The sequence below is a fragment of the Weissella thailandensis genome (assembly GCF_005405465.1).
GTDB classification, from domain to species: Bacteria; Bacillota; Bacilli; order Lactobacillales; family Lactobacillaceae; genus Weissella; species Weissella thailandensis.
The window spans coordinates 19,683-37,168 of sequence record NZ_BJEC01000011.1 but is presented as its reverse complement, the minus strand read 5'-3'; the positions used below and the strand labels follow the sequence as shown (position 1 = coordinate 37,168).

Annotated in this window: 17 protein-coding genes, 1 tRNA gene and 1 pseudogene; 3 read left to right on the top strand and 16 right to left on the bottom strand. The window is 37.5% G+C overall.

The annotated features are described in order from the left end of the window. Positions 1–73: 73 nt before the first annotated feature. A complete protein-coding gene (locus tag FFM62_RS06160; RefSeq protein ID WP_115471294.1) occupies positions 74–418 on the bottom strand; it encodes a hypothetical protein in 345 nt (114 codons plus the stop codon). Between the two features lie 192 nt (positions 419–610). Between FFM62_RS06160 and FFM62_RS10125 the strand changes: the two genes are divergently transcribed. Further along, positions 611–751: a hypothetical protein gene (locus FFM62_RS10125; RefSeq protein WP_165845914.1), complete on the top strand. Its 141-nt coding sequence runs from the start codon at positions 611–613 to the stop codon at positions 749–751. A 108-nt stretch (positions 752–859) separates the two neighbouring features. On the opposite strand, the gene FFM62_RS06155 is transcribed toward FFM62_RS10125, so the two are convergent. After that, positions 860–1,702, bottom strand: coding sequence for a DHH family phosphoesterase (locus tag FFM62_RS06155; protein ID WP_115471293.1), 843 nt, complete (start codon positions 1,700–1,702; stop codon positions 860–862). 206 nt (positions 1,703–1,908) lie between these two features. Here FFM62_RS06155 and budA point away from each other — a divergent pair, with 206 nt between their 5' ends. After that, positions 1,909–2,616, top strand: a complete 708-nt coding sequence (gene budA / locus FFM62_RS06150; protein WP_115471292.1) for an acetolactate decarboxylase — start codon at positions 1,909–1,911, stop codon at positions 2,614–2,616. 69 nt (positions 2,617–2,685) lie between these two features. On the opposite strand, the pseudogene FFM62_RS06145 reads toward budA, so the two are convergent. From FFM62_RS06145 to ccpA, 3 genes and pseudogenes are all read right to left on the bottom strand, one after another. Continuing rightward, positions 2,686–4,027, bottom strand: a pseudogene (locus tag FFM62_RS06145) (aspartate aminotransferase family protein). A gap of 35 nt (positions 4,028–4,062) precedes the next feature. Continuing rightward, complete coding sequence (locus tag FFM62_RS06140) at positions 4,063–5,535, bottom strand: APC family permease (RefSeq protein WP_115471291.1); 1,473 nt, start codon at positions 5,533–5,535, stop codon at positions 4,063–4,065. A gap of 455 nt (positions 5,536–5,990) precedes the next feature. After that, complete coding sequence (ccpA, locus tag FFM62_RS06135; protein WP_115471290.1) at positions 5,991–7,001, bottom strand: catabolite control protein A; 1,011 nt, start codon at positions 6,999–7,001, stop codon at positions 5,991–5,993. A gap of 257 nt (positions 7,002–7,258) precedes the next feature. Here ccpA and FFM62_RS06130 point away from each other — a divergent pair, with 257 nt between their 5' ends. Next, positions 7,259–8,359, top strand: coding sequence for a M24 family metallopeptidase (locus tag FFM62_RS06130; RefSeq protein ID WP_115471289.1), 1,101 nt, complete (start codon positions 7,259–7,261; stop codon positions 8,357–8,359). A gap of 100 nt (positions 8,360–8,459) precedes the next feature. Here FFM62_RS06130 and FFM62_RS06125 read toward each other — a convergent pair whose 3' ends face one another. From FFM62_RS06125 to FFM62_RS06075, 11 genes are all read right to left on the bottom strand, one after another. Beyond that, on the bottom strand, positions 8,460–9,050 hold the full coding sequence (locus FFM62_RS06125) for a hypothetical protein (protein WP_115471288.1): 591 nt from the start codon (positions 9,048–9,050) through the stop codon (positions 8,460–8,462). Between the two features lie 35 nt (positions 9,051–9,085). Beyond that, positions 9,086–9,484, bottom strand: a complete 399-nt coding sequence (locus FFM62_RS06120; protein ID WP_115471287.1) for a DUF948 domain-containing protein — start codon at positions 9,482–9,484, stop codon at positions 9,086–9,088. Positions 9,485–9,630: 146 nt separating this feature from the next. Then, entirely contained in the window at positions 9,631–11,445 is a 1,815-nt protein-coding gene (gene pepF, locus FFM62_RS06115) for an oligoendopeptidase F (RefSeq protein ID WP_115471286.1), read from the bottom strand. 102 nt (positions 11,446–11,547) lie between these two features. Further along, positions 11,548–12,567, bottom strand: a complete 1,020-nt coding sequence (locus FFM62_RS06110) for a competence protein CoiA (protein ID WP_115471285.1) — start codon at positions 12,565–12,567, stop codon at positions 11,548–11,550. 88 nt (positions 12,568–12,655) lie between these two features. Then, positions 12,656–13,426, bottom strand: a complete 771-nt coding sequence (locus tag FFM62_RS06105; protein WP_115471284.1) for an adaptor protein MecA — start codon at positions 13,424–13,426, stop codon at positions 12,656–12,658. Between the two features lie 158 nt (positions 13,427–13,584). After that, positions 13,585–13,983, bottom strand: coding sequence for a transcriptional regulator Spx (spx, locus tag FFM62_RS06100; RefSeq protein WP_115471283.1), 399 nt, complete (start codon positions 13,981–13,983; stop codon positions 13,585–13,587). A gap of 147 nt (positions 13,984–14,130) precedes the next feature. Beyond that, the gene (locus FFM62_RS06095; protein WP_115471282.1) at positions 14,131–15,243 is read right to left on the bottom strand and encodes a toxic anion resistance protein; all 1,113 of its coding nucleotides are present in this window, start codon (positions 15,241–15,243) and stop codon (positions 14,131–14,133) included. Continuing rightward, on the bottom strand, positions 15,236–16,012 hold the full coding sequence (locus FFM62_RS06090; RefSeq protein ID WP_133296305.1) for a 5-bromo-4-chloroindolyl phosphate hydrolysis family protein: 777 nt from the start codon (positions 16,010–16,012) through the stop codon (positions 15,236–15,238). Before FFM62_RS06090 ends, FFM62_RS06095 begins: the two co-directional genes overlap by 8 nt. A gap of 80 nt (positions 16,013–16,092) precedes the next feature. Continuing rightward, complete coding sequence (locus tag FFM62_RS06085) at positions 16,093–16,563, bottom strand: phosphate-starvation-inducible PsiE family protein (RefSeq protein WP_165845913.1); 471 nt, start codon at positions 16,561–16,563, stop codon at positions 16,093–16,095. A 186-nt stretch (positions 16,564–16,749) separates the two neighbouring features. Next, positions 16,750–16,833: transfer RNA gene (locus FFM62_RS06080), tRNA-Leu, on the bottom strand. Positions 16,834–16,891: 58 nt separating this feature from the next. Continuing rightward, positions 16,892–17,398, bottom strand: coding sequence for an antibiotic biosynthesis monooxygenase family protein (locus tag FFM62_RS06075; protein WP_115471279.1), 507 nt, complete (start codon positions 17,396–17,398; stop codon positions 16,892–16,894). Positions 17,399–17,486 lie beyond the last annotated feature (88 nt).

The following is a 17,486-nucleotide window of genomic DNA, read 5'->3' as shown; positions in this document are numbered from 1 at the left end:
CAGTGACTATATAATCTAAGTTTTCTAAATCTTCATTTCGCTGTCGATTGCTTTCAGCAATACCCGTATTATCCTACTGATTTTCTTCAACCGAATGCCCGTATGCATTAACTTCTTGGCTTTCGTCTGTCACAACATCCTGCACGCTCGTTATTTCATTGCCTGCCTCTACCTCGTTACCATGACTTGCTACACCTAATGAGCTACTACGAGATTCTTCATGATTATTGTTAGCTACCGTATGTTTTTGTACTGGGGACGCTGACTCTCGTGCGTCTATTTTATTTTGCTTATTTAACTGATGAAAAACAAATATACTACTAATAATAACTAATATGGCAACAACAATCACAATAATGCGATTTTTAAATCTCTTATGCTGTTGTTGCTCTTTTGCCCGTTCCTGCCTTGAACTCATATATTCACCTCTCTATTTTTTAAATTTCTAAACTAAGCCTCTCCTACTACATCAATATTGCAGCTAATATTGAGAAATAACAAGTAATCCATGATATAAAAAATAGAAGTTTCCAATATGTGCTAGAATTATCATATATGATAACAAGCAATAGACATACACTCTATGTTTTCATTCAGAAAGGACGATACTATGTACTGGAAAGGTTTATCTAAAACAACTGAAAAGCGCCTCTCAAAAGCCAGTGTCACACCACTTTCTAAAACTGAGACACCAGCACTATCAGAAACCAATAAAGATGGCTTACAAGACTTGTTAACCACTCAAAATTAATCAATAGGTTCACTTTCAATATACTTTAGTAATCAATATTCAAAAATTAACTACCCTGAACTGCCATCATACTAAAATAACGCTATTCAATTAACTGAATAGCGTTTTTTATTTAGCTAAAAAGGCTTTGATCAATAGTGGAATAATCTGTTTTTTGCGCGAAACAACACCTGGCTGATAACACATATCATGCGCTAGTTTAGTATTAAACGCTCGTTCGACAACTGCCCTTTCATCCCCCAGTACCACTATCATAGAATTAATTTTTAGAATATCTGTTATAACAAACATAAATAAATCACAATAATTTTTTGAAATGTGTTTATTCATTTCATTCTTAATATCCGTTATTTTTTCTAAAACTGGTGCCATATCCGTGACGTATACTTGTGCTATGCGAATGTGTTTGCCTTGAATAAAATAGTCTTTAACATCACCACTAATATCGGCTAAATCTTGGTAGGCCACACAATCTTTTTTAGTTGTTGTTGGACCTTTTAATAGTAAAGTATCGGAAATAATAGCTGATAACATTAAGCCAGCTATTTTTTCAGGTATACTAATTCCTAATTCTTTATATTTAAAATAGATGATTGTTGCTGTTGCGCCAACGGGCTCACTTAATAAATAGATTGGTTTATTGGTCTTAATGCCAAGCTTATGATGATCAATAATTGCTAATACTTCTGAGTTTTCAAAGTCAGCTAATGATTGTGCAATCTCATTATGATCAACTAATATAATTTGCTTATTAGCAATAGTTCTAACAACCATTGGCGTTGGTATTTCAAAATAATCTAGGGCATATCTTGTTTCTATATCTGGCTTTTGAGAGATAACCGGAATCGCTTTAACATTGTACATTTCATTCAATAAATACGCTAAGGACATAGCAGATCCAATCGCATCCGTGTCTGGATGATTATGTCCTAATACATAAACTTCTGTCATATCTTCGATTCGCTCCCATTATCTTTTGTTTCAGTGTACAGTTTATAAACACGCACTTCTACACCAAAACAGAAGTTTGATACAAAATCGACCAATATTATTAATAATTTGTAAGCTCTTTTTAAGTTCTAAAGTGCTATAATTACTTATTAAATGTACGAACATTAAGTAAGCGTTTAGATTTAATAAGAAATATGGAGTAGACAATGAATAAAATTTTTCAACACGGCACCCTCGAATTAATCATGGCTGGTTTATATGATGGTACTCTTAGTTTTTCAGAATTACTTGAAAATGGTGATGACGGCATTGGTACAACACATGGCTTAGATGGTGAAGTCACTATTCTTGACGGCCATGCTTACCAAACAAAGTCTTCAGGCGAAACAGTTGAAATCACTGATTTGAATACAACCACACCCTTTGCTTCAGCTCATAAGGCCTCAACTAATAAAGTAAAAGTTAACGATACACCACTAACGTTTGAACTACTAGAAAAATTAGTCAACGAACAAAAGTTAAATAACACATTTCTATCAATCAAAGCCCACGGTACGATTAAAAATCTTCAAGTTCGGGTTGCTCCTAAACAGGAAAAACCATATCCAGATTTCGGTACGGTCGCTGCTAACCAACCCGTATTCAATTATGAAAATGTTACGGGTACCCTAGTTGGTGACTTTGGTAATGATCTATACACTGGCGTGATGGCCGGCGGATGGCATATTCCCTTTATTAGTGATGATCGTACTGTCGGTGGCCATGTACTAAGTTTTGATACCGATAGTGTAGACTTAAAAATTGATATATTTGATACCCTGAACTTACATTTGCCAACGAACAATACCGACTTTGCAAAACATGATATCGACTTTGCTGGCTTGCATGCTGCTATCTCACAAGCAGAAAAGTAAAAGTATTTTACATACGAAAACGACCAACCAATCATAACAATTCGTTATGGTCAGTTGGCCGTTTTTTAATTACCAACCAATATGATGACGTCCACTTGGTTCAACTAATTCACCAGCTTGATAGCTAGTAAAGACCTTATGCATCACATCAAATGCTTGTTGTAATTCTTTCTCTTTAATCACTAGCGGCGGTTGGAAACGCAAGGTACTACCACGTAATGAAATCATCAACACACCTTGCTTAAATAGGTTATAGATAATTGTATTAGTGGCTTGTTCGTCCCCCCAAACCAGTTTCTGGGTCAATGATATCGATACCACCATTCAACCCATACAGGCGAACATCGCCTATAAAATCAAATGCGGCTTGTTCTTTTGCGAAAAACTTCTTGGCAAACTTACCAAGTTCAGCAGATCGTGCGACTAAGTTTTCAGACTTAATCACATCTAGCGTTGCTAACGCTGAAGCAGCACTGATAGGATTACCAGCCGTTGTATATACATTAGCTGGTGCATCCAGACTTTGCATAATCTCTCGTCTACCTAAGACAGCACTTAATGGCAAGCCAGAAGCCATCGACTTTCCCATGGCAATCAAATCTGGTTGTAAGTCAAAGTTCTCAAAAGACCAGAACTTACCTGTACGACCGTAACCTTGATTAACCTCATCAACTGCTAGCAGAATACCATGTTCGTGAGCAAAAGCCGCTACTTTTTGCCAGTAGCCTGCTGGTGGGGCCATAATGCCGCCATCCCCTTGGATTGCTTCAATCATAATAACCGCTGTCTCTTCAGCTGGTAAGTAATTTTCGAAAGGTTCTTTAAACTCTGCAAACAATCGTTCTGAAAAATCAGCATCACTTTCACCAGGCAAACGCTTATCAGGTGATGGAAATGGCACCTTGTAAAATCCAGGCAATAATGGTCCAATTTTACGAGTCATATTCAAGCTAACAGCCGACGCAGAAATCGAACCATAAGTTGAACCATGATAAGCACCAACAAATGAGACGACATTCGTCCGCCCCGTATAACCACGCGCGAACTTAATGACTGCATCATTGGCATCTGAGCCTGAATTTCCAAATACGACCATCCAGTCTTCTTCATCACCAGGAGCTAATTTTACCAACTCTGAAGCTAGCTTAGCCTCAGTCGACGTTGCAAAATAAGCTGGCGTGTAGTGAATCAACTTTTCTGCTTGTTCTTTAATAGCCTTAACAATCTTTGGATGCGCATGACCTGTATTCGTTGCACTAGCACTTGCTAACAAATCAATGTACTCGTTACCAGCGACATCTTTTAAGATGGCCCCTTTTCCTGAATCGAGCACCACATCAAAATAATAAACGCGGCCCGCACCCGCAAAATTTTGTTCTTCTTGGTTTAAGATATCATTATTTTCAACCATGTTTGATAACTCACTCCCCTAGTAAAAATAAATAGCTACTTGTTTGATTTACTTCTTAATACGGAATGCTTTGCGCCATAAAGGAAGTACACAATAATTCCAATAATGAACCAAATCAATGCGTAAAGCTTTGCTTCAGTACTCAAGCCCCAGAAGACCCAAATTGATAGTAATGCACCAATTGCAGGCGTTACTGGGTAACCTGGCATTTTAAAGCCAGCCTTAGGCAAATCTTTACCTTCACGCTTATGTAGTGAGTACATTGCTAATGAAACAAAGATAAACGCAATCAACGTACCGGCAGAGATCAGCTCTGATAGGAACGAGAATGGGAAGAATGATCCGACAATAACAGCGACAACTGTCAAAACGAGTAGACCACGGTTTGGCAATCCTTTATTTTCAGTAACTTCACCTAACCACTTTGGCAACATACCATCACGTCCGAATGAATAAAGCAAACGTGAACCAGCCATCATCATCCCGATCAAGGCCGTTACCATTCCAACAACCGCAATCGTTGAAACTGTGGTTGCCACGATTGGATGACCAGCTTCACGCAAGGCCCAACCAACCGGTTCAGCGTTATCAACATACTTTGTATACTTAAACATTCCTACAAGGACAAGTGAAACACCAACGAACAAGACAACTGCGATCAATAATGATCCCAAAATACCACGAGGCATTGTCTTTTGTGGGTTCACCGCTTCGGCAGAATTTGAAGCAATCGAATCAAACCCAATGTACGCCAAGAAAATACCAGACACACCGGCCCAAATTCCTTGGAAACCACCGATGGTTGTGCCATTAGGCGTGTATGCAGGAACGAATGGTGAATAATTTTCAGGGTGAATAGCTGTTAAACCAACCACAATAAATAGCAAAACGGCTAGCACTTTAATAACAACCAGTACAACTTCAACACGAGATGCCTCATGCACACCATGCGATAACAACCATGCAACGGCAATAATTGCGATAAAGGCAACAATATCAACAACCCCGCCTTTAGGACCACTAACCGATGATGCCCAACCAAATAATGAATGGGTATCAAGCGCACCTGATATTGCTGGTGGCAAGTTAATACCAATTTGAGAAATCAGTCCTCTAAAATTCGCTGATAAACCGGACCCAACAAACGCAACCGCAATGATATATTCAGCCAATAAAGCCCAGCCAGCTATCCAACCGAATCCTTCACCAAATAATACATTAATCCATGAGTAAGCTGATCCAGCAACTGGTAAAGTTGATGCCATTTCGGCATACGCTAAAGCAACAAAACCAGCAACGACTGCCGCCAAAAGGAATGAAAATACCACACTAGGTCCGGCATAGTTAGCCGCGACAACACCTGGTAAAGTAAAAATAGCTGTTGAAACAATAGTTCCAACACCTAATGCTAAAAAGTCCTTTGTATGTAGGATACGTGGCATATCCGCATCTTTACTAATATATGTTGAAGCATCCTCACGCTCCAAAAATTTTGACCATAGCCCCATATAAAAATTCTCCTAACTTGGGTGTCTTTATCAAGTATAATTTTAAGATTTAACGATCAGAAGGTTAAAAAGATATCTGATTTTAAATAAAAAAAACACCTGTTACAATACTTTTGATTGATTTTGGCATTACTATTCAATCACTAAAAATTTTAAAAATAATAGCTTTATAATGTAGTGATAGTAAAATATCAATCGATTATTTCAATGATACCGCGCTGATTATAAAAGTCAATATTTTTCTAATTTATTTATAATTTTACGATTAGACTTGCTATAAGACTAGCCTTTTAAAATAAAAAATAGGATGGCACTTTTCAAAAATAATTGAAAAATACCATCCTACTTACCCTGCTCTACCAGTTAATAAGCTCAATTTTATTCATAAAGGCATTCCAAAATATAACGCCATAATTTAACACGTTTTTTGGGATCTCCCCACTTTACGGCAACATTTATTTAACATCCTTTGTTGATCCACGATCAGCAAATCCGTGTGGCAAAACAATGTCATTAACCGCAAGTTCTTCATGATTCATTAACTTCGTTAACATCCGCATAGCAACCGCACCAATATCATAAATTGGTTGCGTAATTGAAGATAACTGAGGACGTGTGATAACAGCCACCTTTGAATCATTACTAGTAATAATTTCGAAGTCTTCTGGCACATTAACACCTGCATCAGTTAAACCATTAATGACGCCCGCAGCCATTTCATCATTGGCAACGATTGCAGCGGTCGCCGCTGAGTTCTTTATTTGATCAGCTAACTGATAACCCGATTGATAATCATATTTTCCTTCAAAAACTAGTTTTTCGTCATAGGCAATATCATAAGCTGCCAAAGCATCTTGATAACCCAGTAACTTATGGGCTTTGTTCATGTAATGATCCAAGTCACCACTTACAAAAGCAATCCTTTTATGACCTGCTTTAAGTAATCCTGTCGTTGCATCGCTCATTGCTGATCGGTATGCAATATTAACTGAAGGCTGTTCTTCAGCCTCGTCTAGTAAACCAGCTAAGACAACTGGTACATCGGCTTTTTTAAATTCATCACGGATTGCATCATTTAACGTATTACCCATAAAGATAATCCCGTCAACTTGTTTACCAAGTAGATTTTCCATCACTTGCACTTCTTTTGTATCAGATTCATCCGAATTTGCTAAAATAATTTGATAATGATACATTGCGGCAACATCATCAATTCCACGAGCTAGTTCCGCAAAATAATGATTGGTTACATCAGGAATCACCACACCAATGGTCGTTGTCCGTCGTGAAGCTAATCCTCGAGCAACTGCATTTGGTCGATAACCTAACTTTGCTATCACTGCATTGACTTTTTCTTTTGTTTCGGCTTTAACATTTGCATTGCCGTTCACGACACGTGAAACTGTGGCCATTGAGACTTTGGCTTCTCGTGCCACATCATAAATTGTGACCGTTTGTTTATCCATTACTATTCTCCTAAAAAATACAAATTTTTAATTCAGCCTAAACATTAAATGAAAGTATTTCATATAATAACTAAAGACCTTCTTTATTTTACGGGAACGCTTACAATGTGATTGTAACATGTTTTCATGATTTGTTTCATTATTTAATAAAAATTTCACACAACGATTTATTGTAACATAACTTTTAATCATGGATAGGCATTTTTTTAAAATGAGCGTACAATTAACCATGTATTTCAATCAAAGGAGAATTTTTAATGACCGATAAACTTTCATCAATCCAAAGTTGGCTAGAAGAACAACAATTAGATGTTGCTTACTTCTCAGATTTTCATTCAATTGATTACTTAACAGGTTTCAATTCTGACCCTATCGAACGTGTGCTTGCTCTAGTGGTTTTCCCACAAGATGAACCATTCATCTTTGCACCAGCACTTGAAGTTGAAGCCGTGAAAAGCGCAGGTTGGACACACCCTGTTTATGGTTACCAAGACCAAGAAAACCCATGGGATTTAATTAGTCAACACTTACATGCCCACACACAACATACAGAAAAATGGGCAGTTGAACAAGAGCAATTAACGCTAAAGCGCGCTTCTCTTATTCAAACAGCCATCCCAGAGGCAAAGTTTATTGGTAATCTATCACCATTAATGACCAAACTACATTTGATCAAAACTCCCGACGAAATTGTTAAATTACATAAAGCTGGTGAAGATGCCGATCGTGCATTTGAATTTGCCTTTAAGGCCTTGCAAGCTGGTGTTTCAGAACTACAAGTCATGGCAAAATTAGAATATGATCTAAAATCATCAGGCGTTGTTGGTATGTCATTTGATACACTTGTTCAATTCGGCGCCCATGCTGCTGAACCACATGGTGACACAAGCAACAATACGTTAAAGTCTGGTGACCTTGCACTATTCGACCTTGGTACTATCTACGATGGCTACGTATCTGATGCCACACGTACTGTTGCCTTCCAATCAGTATCAGATCATCAACGTGAAGTCTACGATGTTGTCCTAGAAGCTGAACTCACTGCTCAAGCAGCTGCAAAACCAGGTATGACGGCTGGTGAATTAGATGGTATTGCCCGAGACATTATCACTAAGGCCGGTTATGGTGAATACTTCGTTCACCGTCTTGGTCATGGTATTGGTTCATCTGTCCATGAGTCAATTCAAATTGCTCAAGGAAATGATCTAGTCCTACAACCAGGTATGTCATTCTCAATTGAACCAGGTATTTACATTCCGGGTGACTTAGGTATTCGTATCGAAGATTCTGTCATTGTTACCGAATCTGGTGTTGATCCTTATACACACTCACCTAAGGAATTACGTATCATTGAATAATTTGTAAAATTTAATACGTATAACTAAAAAACGCTAACTCGATTAACTAATTCGAGCTAGCGTTTTTTAATTTATATTGAATTATCCAAACATACGCAATTTACTTGTCAGCTTTTTCAGATAGTCCTTCTTTATCAGTTTTTGACAAACCTGAAGTTGGTTCTAATACCTCCGATTCAACATCATCTTCAAAACTTTCAAAAGTTTCTGATGCAACCGCGTCATCAGCTGGTGAAAGAACAATATCCTCTTCAGTTTGTTCAGCAACATCGGCCTTAACTTGTTCTTTGAAATCGTCGGCCTTTGCCTTAGCTTGATCAGTCAAATCTTGCGCTTGGTCACGCAAGTCGTTTGCCTTTTCTTGCGCTGAAGCTACCAATTCATCAGCCTTTGCACGTAAGTTAGCTGACTTTTCCTCAGCTGATTCTTTTAAATCAGTCACTTTCTCATCGAAAGCATAACTTTTATCAGATACAAAGTCGTCCGCTTTGTCACGAACTGAAGCTACTGCATCAGTTGCAGCATAACTATAATCTACTACCTTATCACGGACGTCAGCGACTGTTTCATCGAACTTGTCTTTTAAGTCCTCTTGTTGTTCAACAGTTAACATCTTGTAATAACCATAACCTGCCGCAGCAACTAAACTACCAAATGCGACACCTGCTAAAAATCCTTTTGTTTTTGACATGAACGTATCCTCCGTTTTGTTTTATTAACTAATGACTACTTTTCCGCAGCCGCAGCTTTTTTGGCACTCTTACGATTCTTGCGTGCCGCGTTAGCAGCAAACACTGCTGACGCTACTTTCGTTTTATTTGAACCAGATGATGATTTTACTTTATCAGTTAAGTTATGTGTTGCATCGTTCAATTCTGATACTGAAGTCCCCAAGTCAGCAATTGCTTGGAAGGCAGGATCAACTGTCGCCACCTTGCCATTTACGTCATTTAACAATACATCTACATTAGCTAATATATCATTAGCCTCGCGTGCAATAATATCAACATCCTTCGTGACAACACCTAATGTTTGCGTTAACTTCACCAAGAAAAGTCCAATAAATAGAACTAATAATAGTACGGCTACAGCTAAAATTATTAAAGCAATTTGTCCACCTGTCATATTTTCCCTCCTAGCATCCTGTGTATATCCACTATTCTAACGTTTTATGTGCTTGCTGGCAATTGTAAGACTTTTATAGGTAAATGTATACCACCAGATATGATAACCATATCACCATTATTTTCTATCAATCACCAGACCTTTGCTTATTCGAAATCTAGCTCTTCTACCAACTGCTCAAATTCATTCAAACGATTTTCAAATACTTTGAAAGTTTCTTGTAGGTAATCTGGTTTCGTCATATCGACACCTGCTTTTTTCATAACATCGATTGGGAAGGCTGACGCACCTGCCTTAAGATATTCTTTATATGCATCAACTGCCGGTTGACCTTCATGTAAGATTTTATCTGCCAAAGCCGTTGCTGCCGCAAAACCAGTACTGTACTGGAAAACATAATAATTATAGTAAAAGTGCGGAATGCGCTCCCACTCATGCGCAATTTCTTCATCTACAGTTAAAGCGGGGCCATAGTACCGTTGATTCAATTCGGCATAAGCATCATTAAGTACTTCAGCCGTTAACGGTGTCCCTGCAGCGTCAGTTTCATGCATCCATTGTTCAAATTCAGCAAATTGTGTTTGTCGGAACAGAGTACCTTTGACACCATCCAAGTATTGATTTAATACGTAAGCTTTTAATTTCTTATCAGTAATCGTATGTAACAGGTAATCAGTCAACAAATTTTCATTGGTTGTTGAGGCAATCTCGGCAAGAAAGATTGGGTAATCACCATATTGATATGGTTGATTTGTCCTCGTCAAATATGAATGGACGGTGTGTCCCATTTCGTGTACCAATGTACTCAAATTATTCAAATTATCTACCCAGTTTAGTAAGATAAATGGATTGGTATCGTAAGAACCACCTGAGTAAGCACCTGATCGTTTACCTTTGTTTTCAATAACATCAATCCAACGACTATCAAAGGCCTTTTGTACAATAGCCAGATAATCCTCACCCAAAGGTGCTAATGCCTTTAATGCTTCAGCTTGTGCACGAGGATAGTCAATCTCATAATCCGGCTCACCGAGAATAGGTGTATAAAGGTCATAAGAGTGTAATTCTGATAGCTTTAACAAACGTTTACGTAACTTCATGTAACGATGCAATAATGGCAACGCCTTATTTACTTCAGTAACTAACGTATCATAAACTGTTTCAGGAACATTATCAGCAGCTAAGGCCGCTTGACGAGCTGAATCATAATGATGAACCCTTGCTAGGTAGTTGTGTCCCTTAACATGGCTACCAATTAATGAGGCAAACGTATTATCTAGTGCCATATAAGATGCGTAGAACGTTTTAAAGGCATTTCTACGTACATCGGGATTAACAGATTCTAGAAGTCGTGAATACACACCATCTGATAGTGTTTCTAATTCACCTTCATCATTCTCCACAGCGTCAAATTGGATATCAGCGTTATCTAACATACCAAAAGCACGTTCTGGAGCGCCAAATACATCCCCAGCAGCGGCCAATAATTTCTCTTCATTTTCAGGCAGAACATGTCCTTTTTGCGTCAAAATATCGTCAAAATAGTGTTTATAATCATTCAAACGTGGCTCAGCTGCAAAATAGTCGGCCAATTGGTCTGACGATAGTGACAACACTGCTGGATCAAAGAATGAAATGGCTGCAGAAACTTTGGCGGCCAAGCTTTCAGCTTTGTTACTTAAGCCTTGGTAGAATCCATTAGCTGTGTCCTGGTCAGATTTCATTGAAGCGTACACATATAGCTTTTCTAAATCACGCATCAATCCTAACCCATACTGCAATGCATTATATAACGCGGTTCCCGATTGCGTTGCATTAGCAGCAAAAAATTCTGCCGTATCAAGACGCTCCGCTACTTCATTATAGGTATCTTGCCAGTCTTCATCACTTTGGAAGATCGTACTCAAATCCCATGTCGCAGACTCTGGTAAATCTTCACGTAAAGGTAATTCTTTAGCCATTGTTTTCCCTCATTTCAGTCTAATATAACTTTCATTCTACCATAGTTTACCTATCTCTTCAGAGTGAGTTCTAACGTTCAATATACTTTTCTCTTCAATTTTTTATCTATTTTCCTGAAATGCCTTTAATTTATCATGGTAATTATCAAACCAACTGACGGTACCTGCCAATTGAAATCGACTATTTATAAATTGAATTTTTTCCAACTTAATAGCATCGTTTAAAAAACATTCAAGCCATAACTTTTGTACATCTGCCAATTTTAAACAACCGAATTCGTGCCATTCTTGTGCAAATAAATGTTGATACATCGCATCTATGGTAATTGGTTTATGCTCTAATAACATAATGATTCGTACAGTTACCTGCCATTGCGGTATCTTAAGTCCCCCTGGTAATGAATAAGCTGGATGGCAAATCCAAGGTATACCGACAACGTTCCTATTCTGTGCATAGAGTTGTTTTTGTATTGCGCAAACTTGTGGTCTTGCCTGTATAATTGCTTGTTGTATTTTAAACAGTTGCTGTACTTGATTATCAACTTTTTTATGCCGGTTAACAGGTTTTCTATGATCAATTTGCCACCATGCCTTGTAATAAATCCCCTCCTGAGCATGCCAGAAAAATATTTTTAATTCTTTACGATGTAAAGTGGCAAATTTCGCCATTGTTGATGACTGTATTCGCTTTTTCTGATAGGGTTCTCCCAAAATCCAAATAACTTGCAGCTGTAACTGCCGATAACCAGCCATTCGCTCCCGAATACTTTCAATTGTAATTGGCGCACATTGAAACTCAATGACGGTCCAAGTAGTCCCTTTTCTTACCATTAAGTCAGGACGTTGTTTGATTTCACTGAGCCATGGCTCCAATTTAACTTCATCATACCTATCATTAAAATATTGAAACAAAGCCAGCTTTCCTTGAAGATGCGTAGCCGATTCACCTTCAGTACTCACATGGCATTGTCCAAATTGCTTATGCGCATAGTGAGCTATTTTTATGTTCCCTTTTTTTAAATGAACTGGTTCACCACAACCTGGACATTCGTATTTATCTATTACATTTGCTGAATTAGCATCAATATACGCCATTGTCGTTGTATTCTTAGCAATAAACATTCACCAACCTCCGTAATAATAGACGTACGTTGATGTCTGTTTTACAAAAAAACTGAGACAGATTACTCTGTCCCAGTGCATTTATTTTTTAATTAAAGTAAGTTAGCACTTGTTCAAGTGCATCATTTGCAAAAATAACTTGACCATGTTCTATCAAAACTTCCGCCGATACCTCTGCTACCTTAGCAAATTCACGAGCAACAGCTGTTAAGTCTTTCATATCATAATTATCTTGCAGGGCTTGGCCATCGACTCCCAAGATATAATAAAACTTGCCATGGTATTTGACCAACTCTGTACTAAAAGCAAAATCCTGTTTCTGCATAATTAACGAAAACTGAATAATGTTTTCAAAGTCATCAAATTGCAGTACTAGTTCTTGGTCAGCAACATTGTCTGAGTCCAACAACTTATCAACTAAATGGTTCTGCTTATCTGACGTTGTCACATCTTTTACCTCGGGCTGTTTAATAACGGGTTGTTCTGGCTTGTTCTGATTATCCATACTATCACTAGCTAATAATTTGTCTAATAGATCATCAGAAACGTCATCATTAGCCTCACCGGTATCCCGCTTACCTAATACGGAATTTAGCATTCCTTCCATCATTGACTTATCATCGATATTCTTAGAAATAAATAGTTCTAACCCATTTCGATTTGGTAATACTTGGAAGGTGACTGCTTCATTATCTTCGAAATCGCCATCGACATCGACCTCTTCTAGAATATTATAGAAGAACTCTTCAATTTCATCTTGGTTGCCCAGCAAATCAACAATTGAAATACTACGCTCCGCTAAATCGTCATTTGTGACAACAACGCGAATGGTATCATCATTTATTCGTTCCATTTCCATAATGGGCACCCCTTTCTTCTCATTCAATCATGAGAAATCGTTTCAATAATACATTATAACAAATTCTTAGTTTGTTAGTCGAATACATTATACAAAAAAGTTGATGTCACAACAGAACATCAACTTCATAATAAACTATTTTCATAAAAAGACAGCCACTATAGGTCAACCATAGCAGTAACCCGTGCTAACTCTGCCTGACGCATTTCATGAGGCAAGAATCGCCGAATTTCATCTTCGTTATAACCAACCTGCATACGTTTTTCATCCATTATTAATGGACGCTTCAACAACGCTGGCTGACTATGTAGTAAATCAATTAATGAACTTAATGACATATCATCTAATTTAATGTCTAGTTCTGTAAACAATTTTGACCTTGTTGAGATGATTTCTTCAGTACCATCTTCAGTCATACGCAAAATGTTCTTAATCTCTTCTCGAGTCAATGGTTCTTTAAATATATTTCGTTCTTGATAAGAAATCTCATTCTCCTCGAGCCATGCACGCGCTTTTCGGCATGAGGTACAACTTGGTGATGTATATAACGTTACCATAATGGGCCTCCTCTCGGCACTACAATGATACGACTATTCATACTACTGTTCCTTATAGTGTCCATTATAACGGTATTGCCCCAAACATGTAACCCTTTTTTGTCAAATAATTGTAATAAATTAAAAAAACCTCATTTAGCAGGATGACTATTGTTTATTATTTTCTTCTGTTGCCATTGATAGTAATTTCTTTTTAAGTTCTACTTCCATTTCCTTCATTTGTTGTTCGGCTACTACACGTTTCTTCCGACCTTCCTCTTGAATGGTCAAGGTTTCTTCAATTGTTTTAATCAATTGGTCTTGTGTATGTTGCAACGTTTCAATATCAACAACACCACGTTCGTTTTCCTTAGCCGTCTCAATCGTATTTTGCTGCAACATATCTGAATTTGACTTAAGTAATTCATTCGTCGTATCAGATACGGCACGCTGCGCTGTCACAGCCTTCTTTTGCTTTAATAATGTTAACGCAATAGTAACCTGATTTTTCCAAAGCGGAATAGACGTATTGATCGACGTTTGAATTTTTTCAGCCAGAACCTGGTTAGTCGTTTGAATCAATTTAATTTGAGGCGCCTGCTGCAGCGTCATTTGTCGTGTTAATTTTAAATCATGCACACGTTTTTCAAGTCGTTGTTGAAATTGCACTAAATCTTGCACTTTTTGCGCCAATAATTGATTATCTGATTCCTGGGCACGTTTTTGTGCGGTTGGTAATTCTCTTTTTTCAATATCCGTTAATTTCATCTCTGCACCAACAATATGGACATTGAGTTGCTGGAAAAAAGCCATGTTTTCACTATACAAATCATCTAACATACGATTATCTGACATTAACTCTGCTTGATCATGTTGTAATTGCCCAGCTACCTGATCAACTTGAGCACCAATTTTTTGATATTTTGCGGTTAATTCATAGATGGATTTTTGCATATTTTTAAATAGTCGTGCAAAAAATCCCTGCTTAACAGGTGCTAATTCAGATGGATTGGCTTGCGACAAATTGCTCATTAATTCTGAGAGTGTATCACCAATTGGTCCAACATCCTGTGATTGCACCTTGTCTAGTACCCCCTGAGAAAAATCGGTTAAGTTTTGTTGTGTATCAGCACCATACGAAATAATTGAATCCATGTGTTCCACATCAAGCTGTTGTGCTAACTTCAAAGCCTCTGACCTTTCCTGTGCCGTTAAATCACCGACACTGTCATGTTCATCAGTTGCTATATCATCATTTTTTGATTGTTGTTCTTCAATCATGATTGCCTCCCAGAGTATCTTTCGTTGTGCTCATCCGATCATTTAAATTATTCACATCTTTACGAATCACCAAGCGATAATCGTCATGGACAGCAATTGCTAATTGCTTAATCAGTTGTCGCGCTTCTTTTAATTTCTTTTTATCGTTATCACTAATAACCGCATGGTGTGCGATTTCTACATAGCTTACCAACAATTGTTCTAAGTTAGGCAATCGTCGGTATGCAAAATCATCCACTACCGTAAGTTGGGTAGGATTCGCTGCCAGTTCCGCTAGTGTAGCATTAATATATGTGACGACTTTTGTTTCTACGTTAATGCGCCTTAGTCCGACTGTTTCCGCCAACAAAACTTCAATATGCGCCGCAGATGCTCGCAATCGTTTAAACGTTTGTTTAAAAACACGCACATCCCGCCGTGTTAAATCATTCGTATTAATTTTTAATCGTGACTGGTGTTTTAATCGTTTATTGTTTGCATGTGGAATAACTAATAATTCACGTAATCCGATGACAGTCAGCACCAATATTCCTTGCGTCATCAATCCTAATTGTGGCGTACCGATAATTAACAAAACAAAAGCAATCGGTAAAACCCAGCGAAAAATTTGTTTGATTGATACACCTAATACAGTAATACCACCAATAAAGAGCCAGGTTGCTGCATTTGTATAGTTACTAAATAACATACCAAGTATAAATAGCCCCCAGAAAAAGCCCCATCTTATTTTGTACCAATATTGTTTTGGTATATTGTTTAGATCAAACATTTCTGTGCCCCCAACCCATTTTTCACTTTAGTTAACATGCGGCAGTCAAGTACGTCAGCATACATACTTTGTCATATTGACTATTTTTTATTCTCTAGTTCTTGTTTGTGATGTTCTTCAGCAAATATCGCTTCTTTCCTAGCCTCTTCTTGTTCTAAATCTGCTAAGTAACGTCGTGACCAGCGATAAATAACTAGAACAAGTATCATAATGGCAATTGAGACCGATTGAATCAGTATCCCCATCGTATCATCGTGATAAACCAATAAATTACGTAACATTGCCGTTACACCAATATACATGAAATTTTGCAATGAAATATGGTTTTGTAAAAAGTACTCTTGCGTTAATACGACAAACTCAAAGAATAGAAAGGTTTCCAAAATTAATTGTGCAATACTATAGAAATTTTTTTGCAGATCAACTTGCCAAATCATTTGCAATAAGACCCACAAATCTTTCACAAAGAAACCAAACATAATGATTCCTAAGATAAGCATGCCTACGCCTAAAAAAATATTATATCCTTTTTCAAGGTGCTTATATCCCATGTGATATCCTCCGTTTATTTACTATCTCCATATTACCAAACCAAGGTATGAAGCGATAGTTTTTTAAATATATGTGCTCACAAGAGTAAATAAATCTATGAATCAAATAAAAAATTCATGAGTGCTACAAATGCAAAAAAAAGCTCCAAGAAACCTATAAATAAAGGTTTCTTAGAGCCATTTATATGCCGTCGACAGGAATCGAACCTGCACGAGATAAATCTCACACCGACCTGAACGGTGCGCGTCTGCCAGTTCCGCCACGACGGCATACCCATTACATAACAATGATAACTATAACAGAAATCAATGTCATTGGGTAGTATTTTTATAGCTTTTGCTTTGCTAAGGCTGCAAAACTAAGCTGTTTTCTGTATAAATTGTATTGGGCATACTCATAGCGATGTAATGGAAAATCAGTTGATTCTTGCCAATCAGACCAATTTTCCTTTAAACGCCATGTCGACAAAATAACGAGTTCATGCGCATTCGTTGTTTTTTGTAAAATATATGAACTGATAAAGCCAGGTGTCTCAATATCTAACTTGCTGGCTTTATATCGCCGAATAAAATTGTCTCGCTCTAAGTCGTTTAACCTAATAAAAGTAAAATTCATCCAACCTCTTAGTTCATCAGTCTCCCCATGGCTAGCAAGAATCTCATAAGTTACCGGCATAGCGAACACAGACTTTTTATCAGTTGTTTTTTCCAGCAATTCATACTTCTGCCGATCGGACTCATCACTCATCAGTAGAAGTCCACGTTCTAAATTATTATTTCGCACATTTTGTAGAACATCCTTTGAGCCAAACGTCACATGTAAATACTCAGTCATAATGTTTCCCCCATTCACATCGTACTTCGCAATATATCTACATCAATCATAATCTAAATTGATTAAAAAATATAGTTATACGAATTAT

Excerpts from the sequence above, each read along its gene's own strand:
- FFM62_RS06160 (WP_115471294.1), bottom strand. The coding sequence starts at position 418 with ATGAGTTCAAGGCAGGAACGGGCAAAAGAGCAACAACAGCATAAGAGA.
- FFM62_RS10125 (WP_165845914.1), top strand. The coding sequence starts at position 611 with ATGTACTGGAAAGGTTTATCTAAAACAACTGAAAAGCGCCTCTCAAAA.
- FFM62_RS06155 (WP_115471293.1), bottom strand. The coding sequence starts at position 1,702 with ATGACAGAAGTTTATGTATTAGGACATAATCATCCAGACACGGATGCG.
- budA (WP_115471292.1), top strand. The coding sequence starts at position 1,909 with ATGAATAAAATTTTTCAACACGGCACCCTCGAATTAATCATGGCTGGT.
- FFM62_RS06140 (WP_115471291.1), bottom strand. The coding sequence starts at position 5,535 with ATGGGGCTATGGTCAAAATTTTTGGAGCGTGAGGATGCTTCAACATAT.
- ccpA (WP_115471290.1), bottom strand. The coding sequence starts at position 7,001 with ATGGATAAACAAACGGTCACAATTTATGATGTGGCACGAGAAGCCAAA.
- FFM62_RS06130 (WP_115471289.1), top strand. The coding sequence starts at position 7,259 with ATGACCGATAAACTTTCATCAATCCAAAGTTGGCTAGAAGAACAACAA.
- FFM62_RS06125 (WP_115471288.1), bottom strand. The coding sequence starts at position 9,050 with ATGTCAAAAACAAAAGGATTTTTAGCAGGTGTCGCATTTGGTAGTTTA.
- FFM62_RS06120 (WP_115471287.1), bottom strand. The coding sequence starts at position 9,484 with ATGACAGGTGGACAAATTGCTTTAATAATTTTAGCTGTAGCCGTACTA.
- pepF (WP_115471286.1), bottom strand. The coding sequence starts at position 11,445 with ATGGCTAAAGAATTACCTTTACGTGAAGATTTACCAGAGTCTGCGACA.
- FFM62_RS06110 (WP_115471285.1), bottom strand. The coding sequence starts at position 12,567 with ATGTTTATTGCTAAGAATACAACGACAATGGCGTATATTGATGCTAAT.
- FFM62_RS06105 (WP_115471284.1), bottom strand. The coding sequence starts at position 13,426 with ATGGAAATGGAACGAATAAATGATGATACCATTCGCGTTGTTGTCACA.
- spx (WP_115471283.1), bottom strand. The coding sequence starts at position 13,983 with ATGGTAACGTTATATACATCACCAAGTTGTACCTCATGCCGAAAAGCG.
- FFM62_RS06095 (WP_115471282.1), bottom strand. The coding sequence starts at position 15,243 with ATGATTGAAGAACAACAATCAAAAAATGATGATATAGCAACTGATGAA.
- FFM62_RS06090 (WP_133296305.1), bottom strand. The coding sequence starts at position 16,012 with ATGTTTGATCTAAACAATATACCAAAACAATATTGGTACAAAATAAGA.
- FFM62_RS06085 (WP_165845913.1), bottom strand. The coding sequence starts at position 16,563 with ATGGGATATAAGCACCTTGAAAAAGGATATAATATTTTTTTAGGCGTA.
- FFM62_RS06075 (WP_115471279.1), bottom strand. The coding sequence starts at position 17,398 with ATGACTGAGTATTTACATGTGACGTTTGGCTCAAAGGATGTTCTACAA.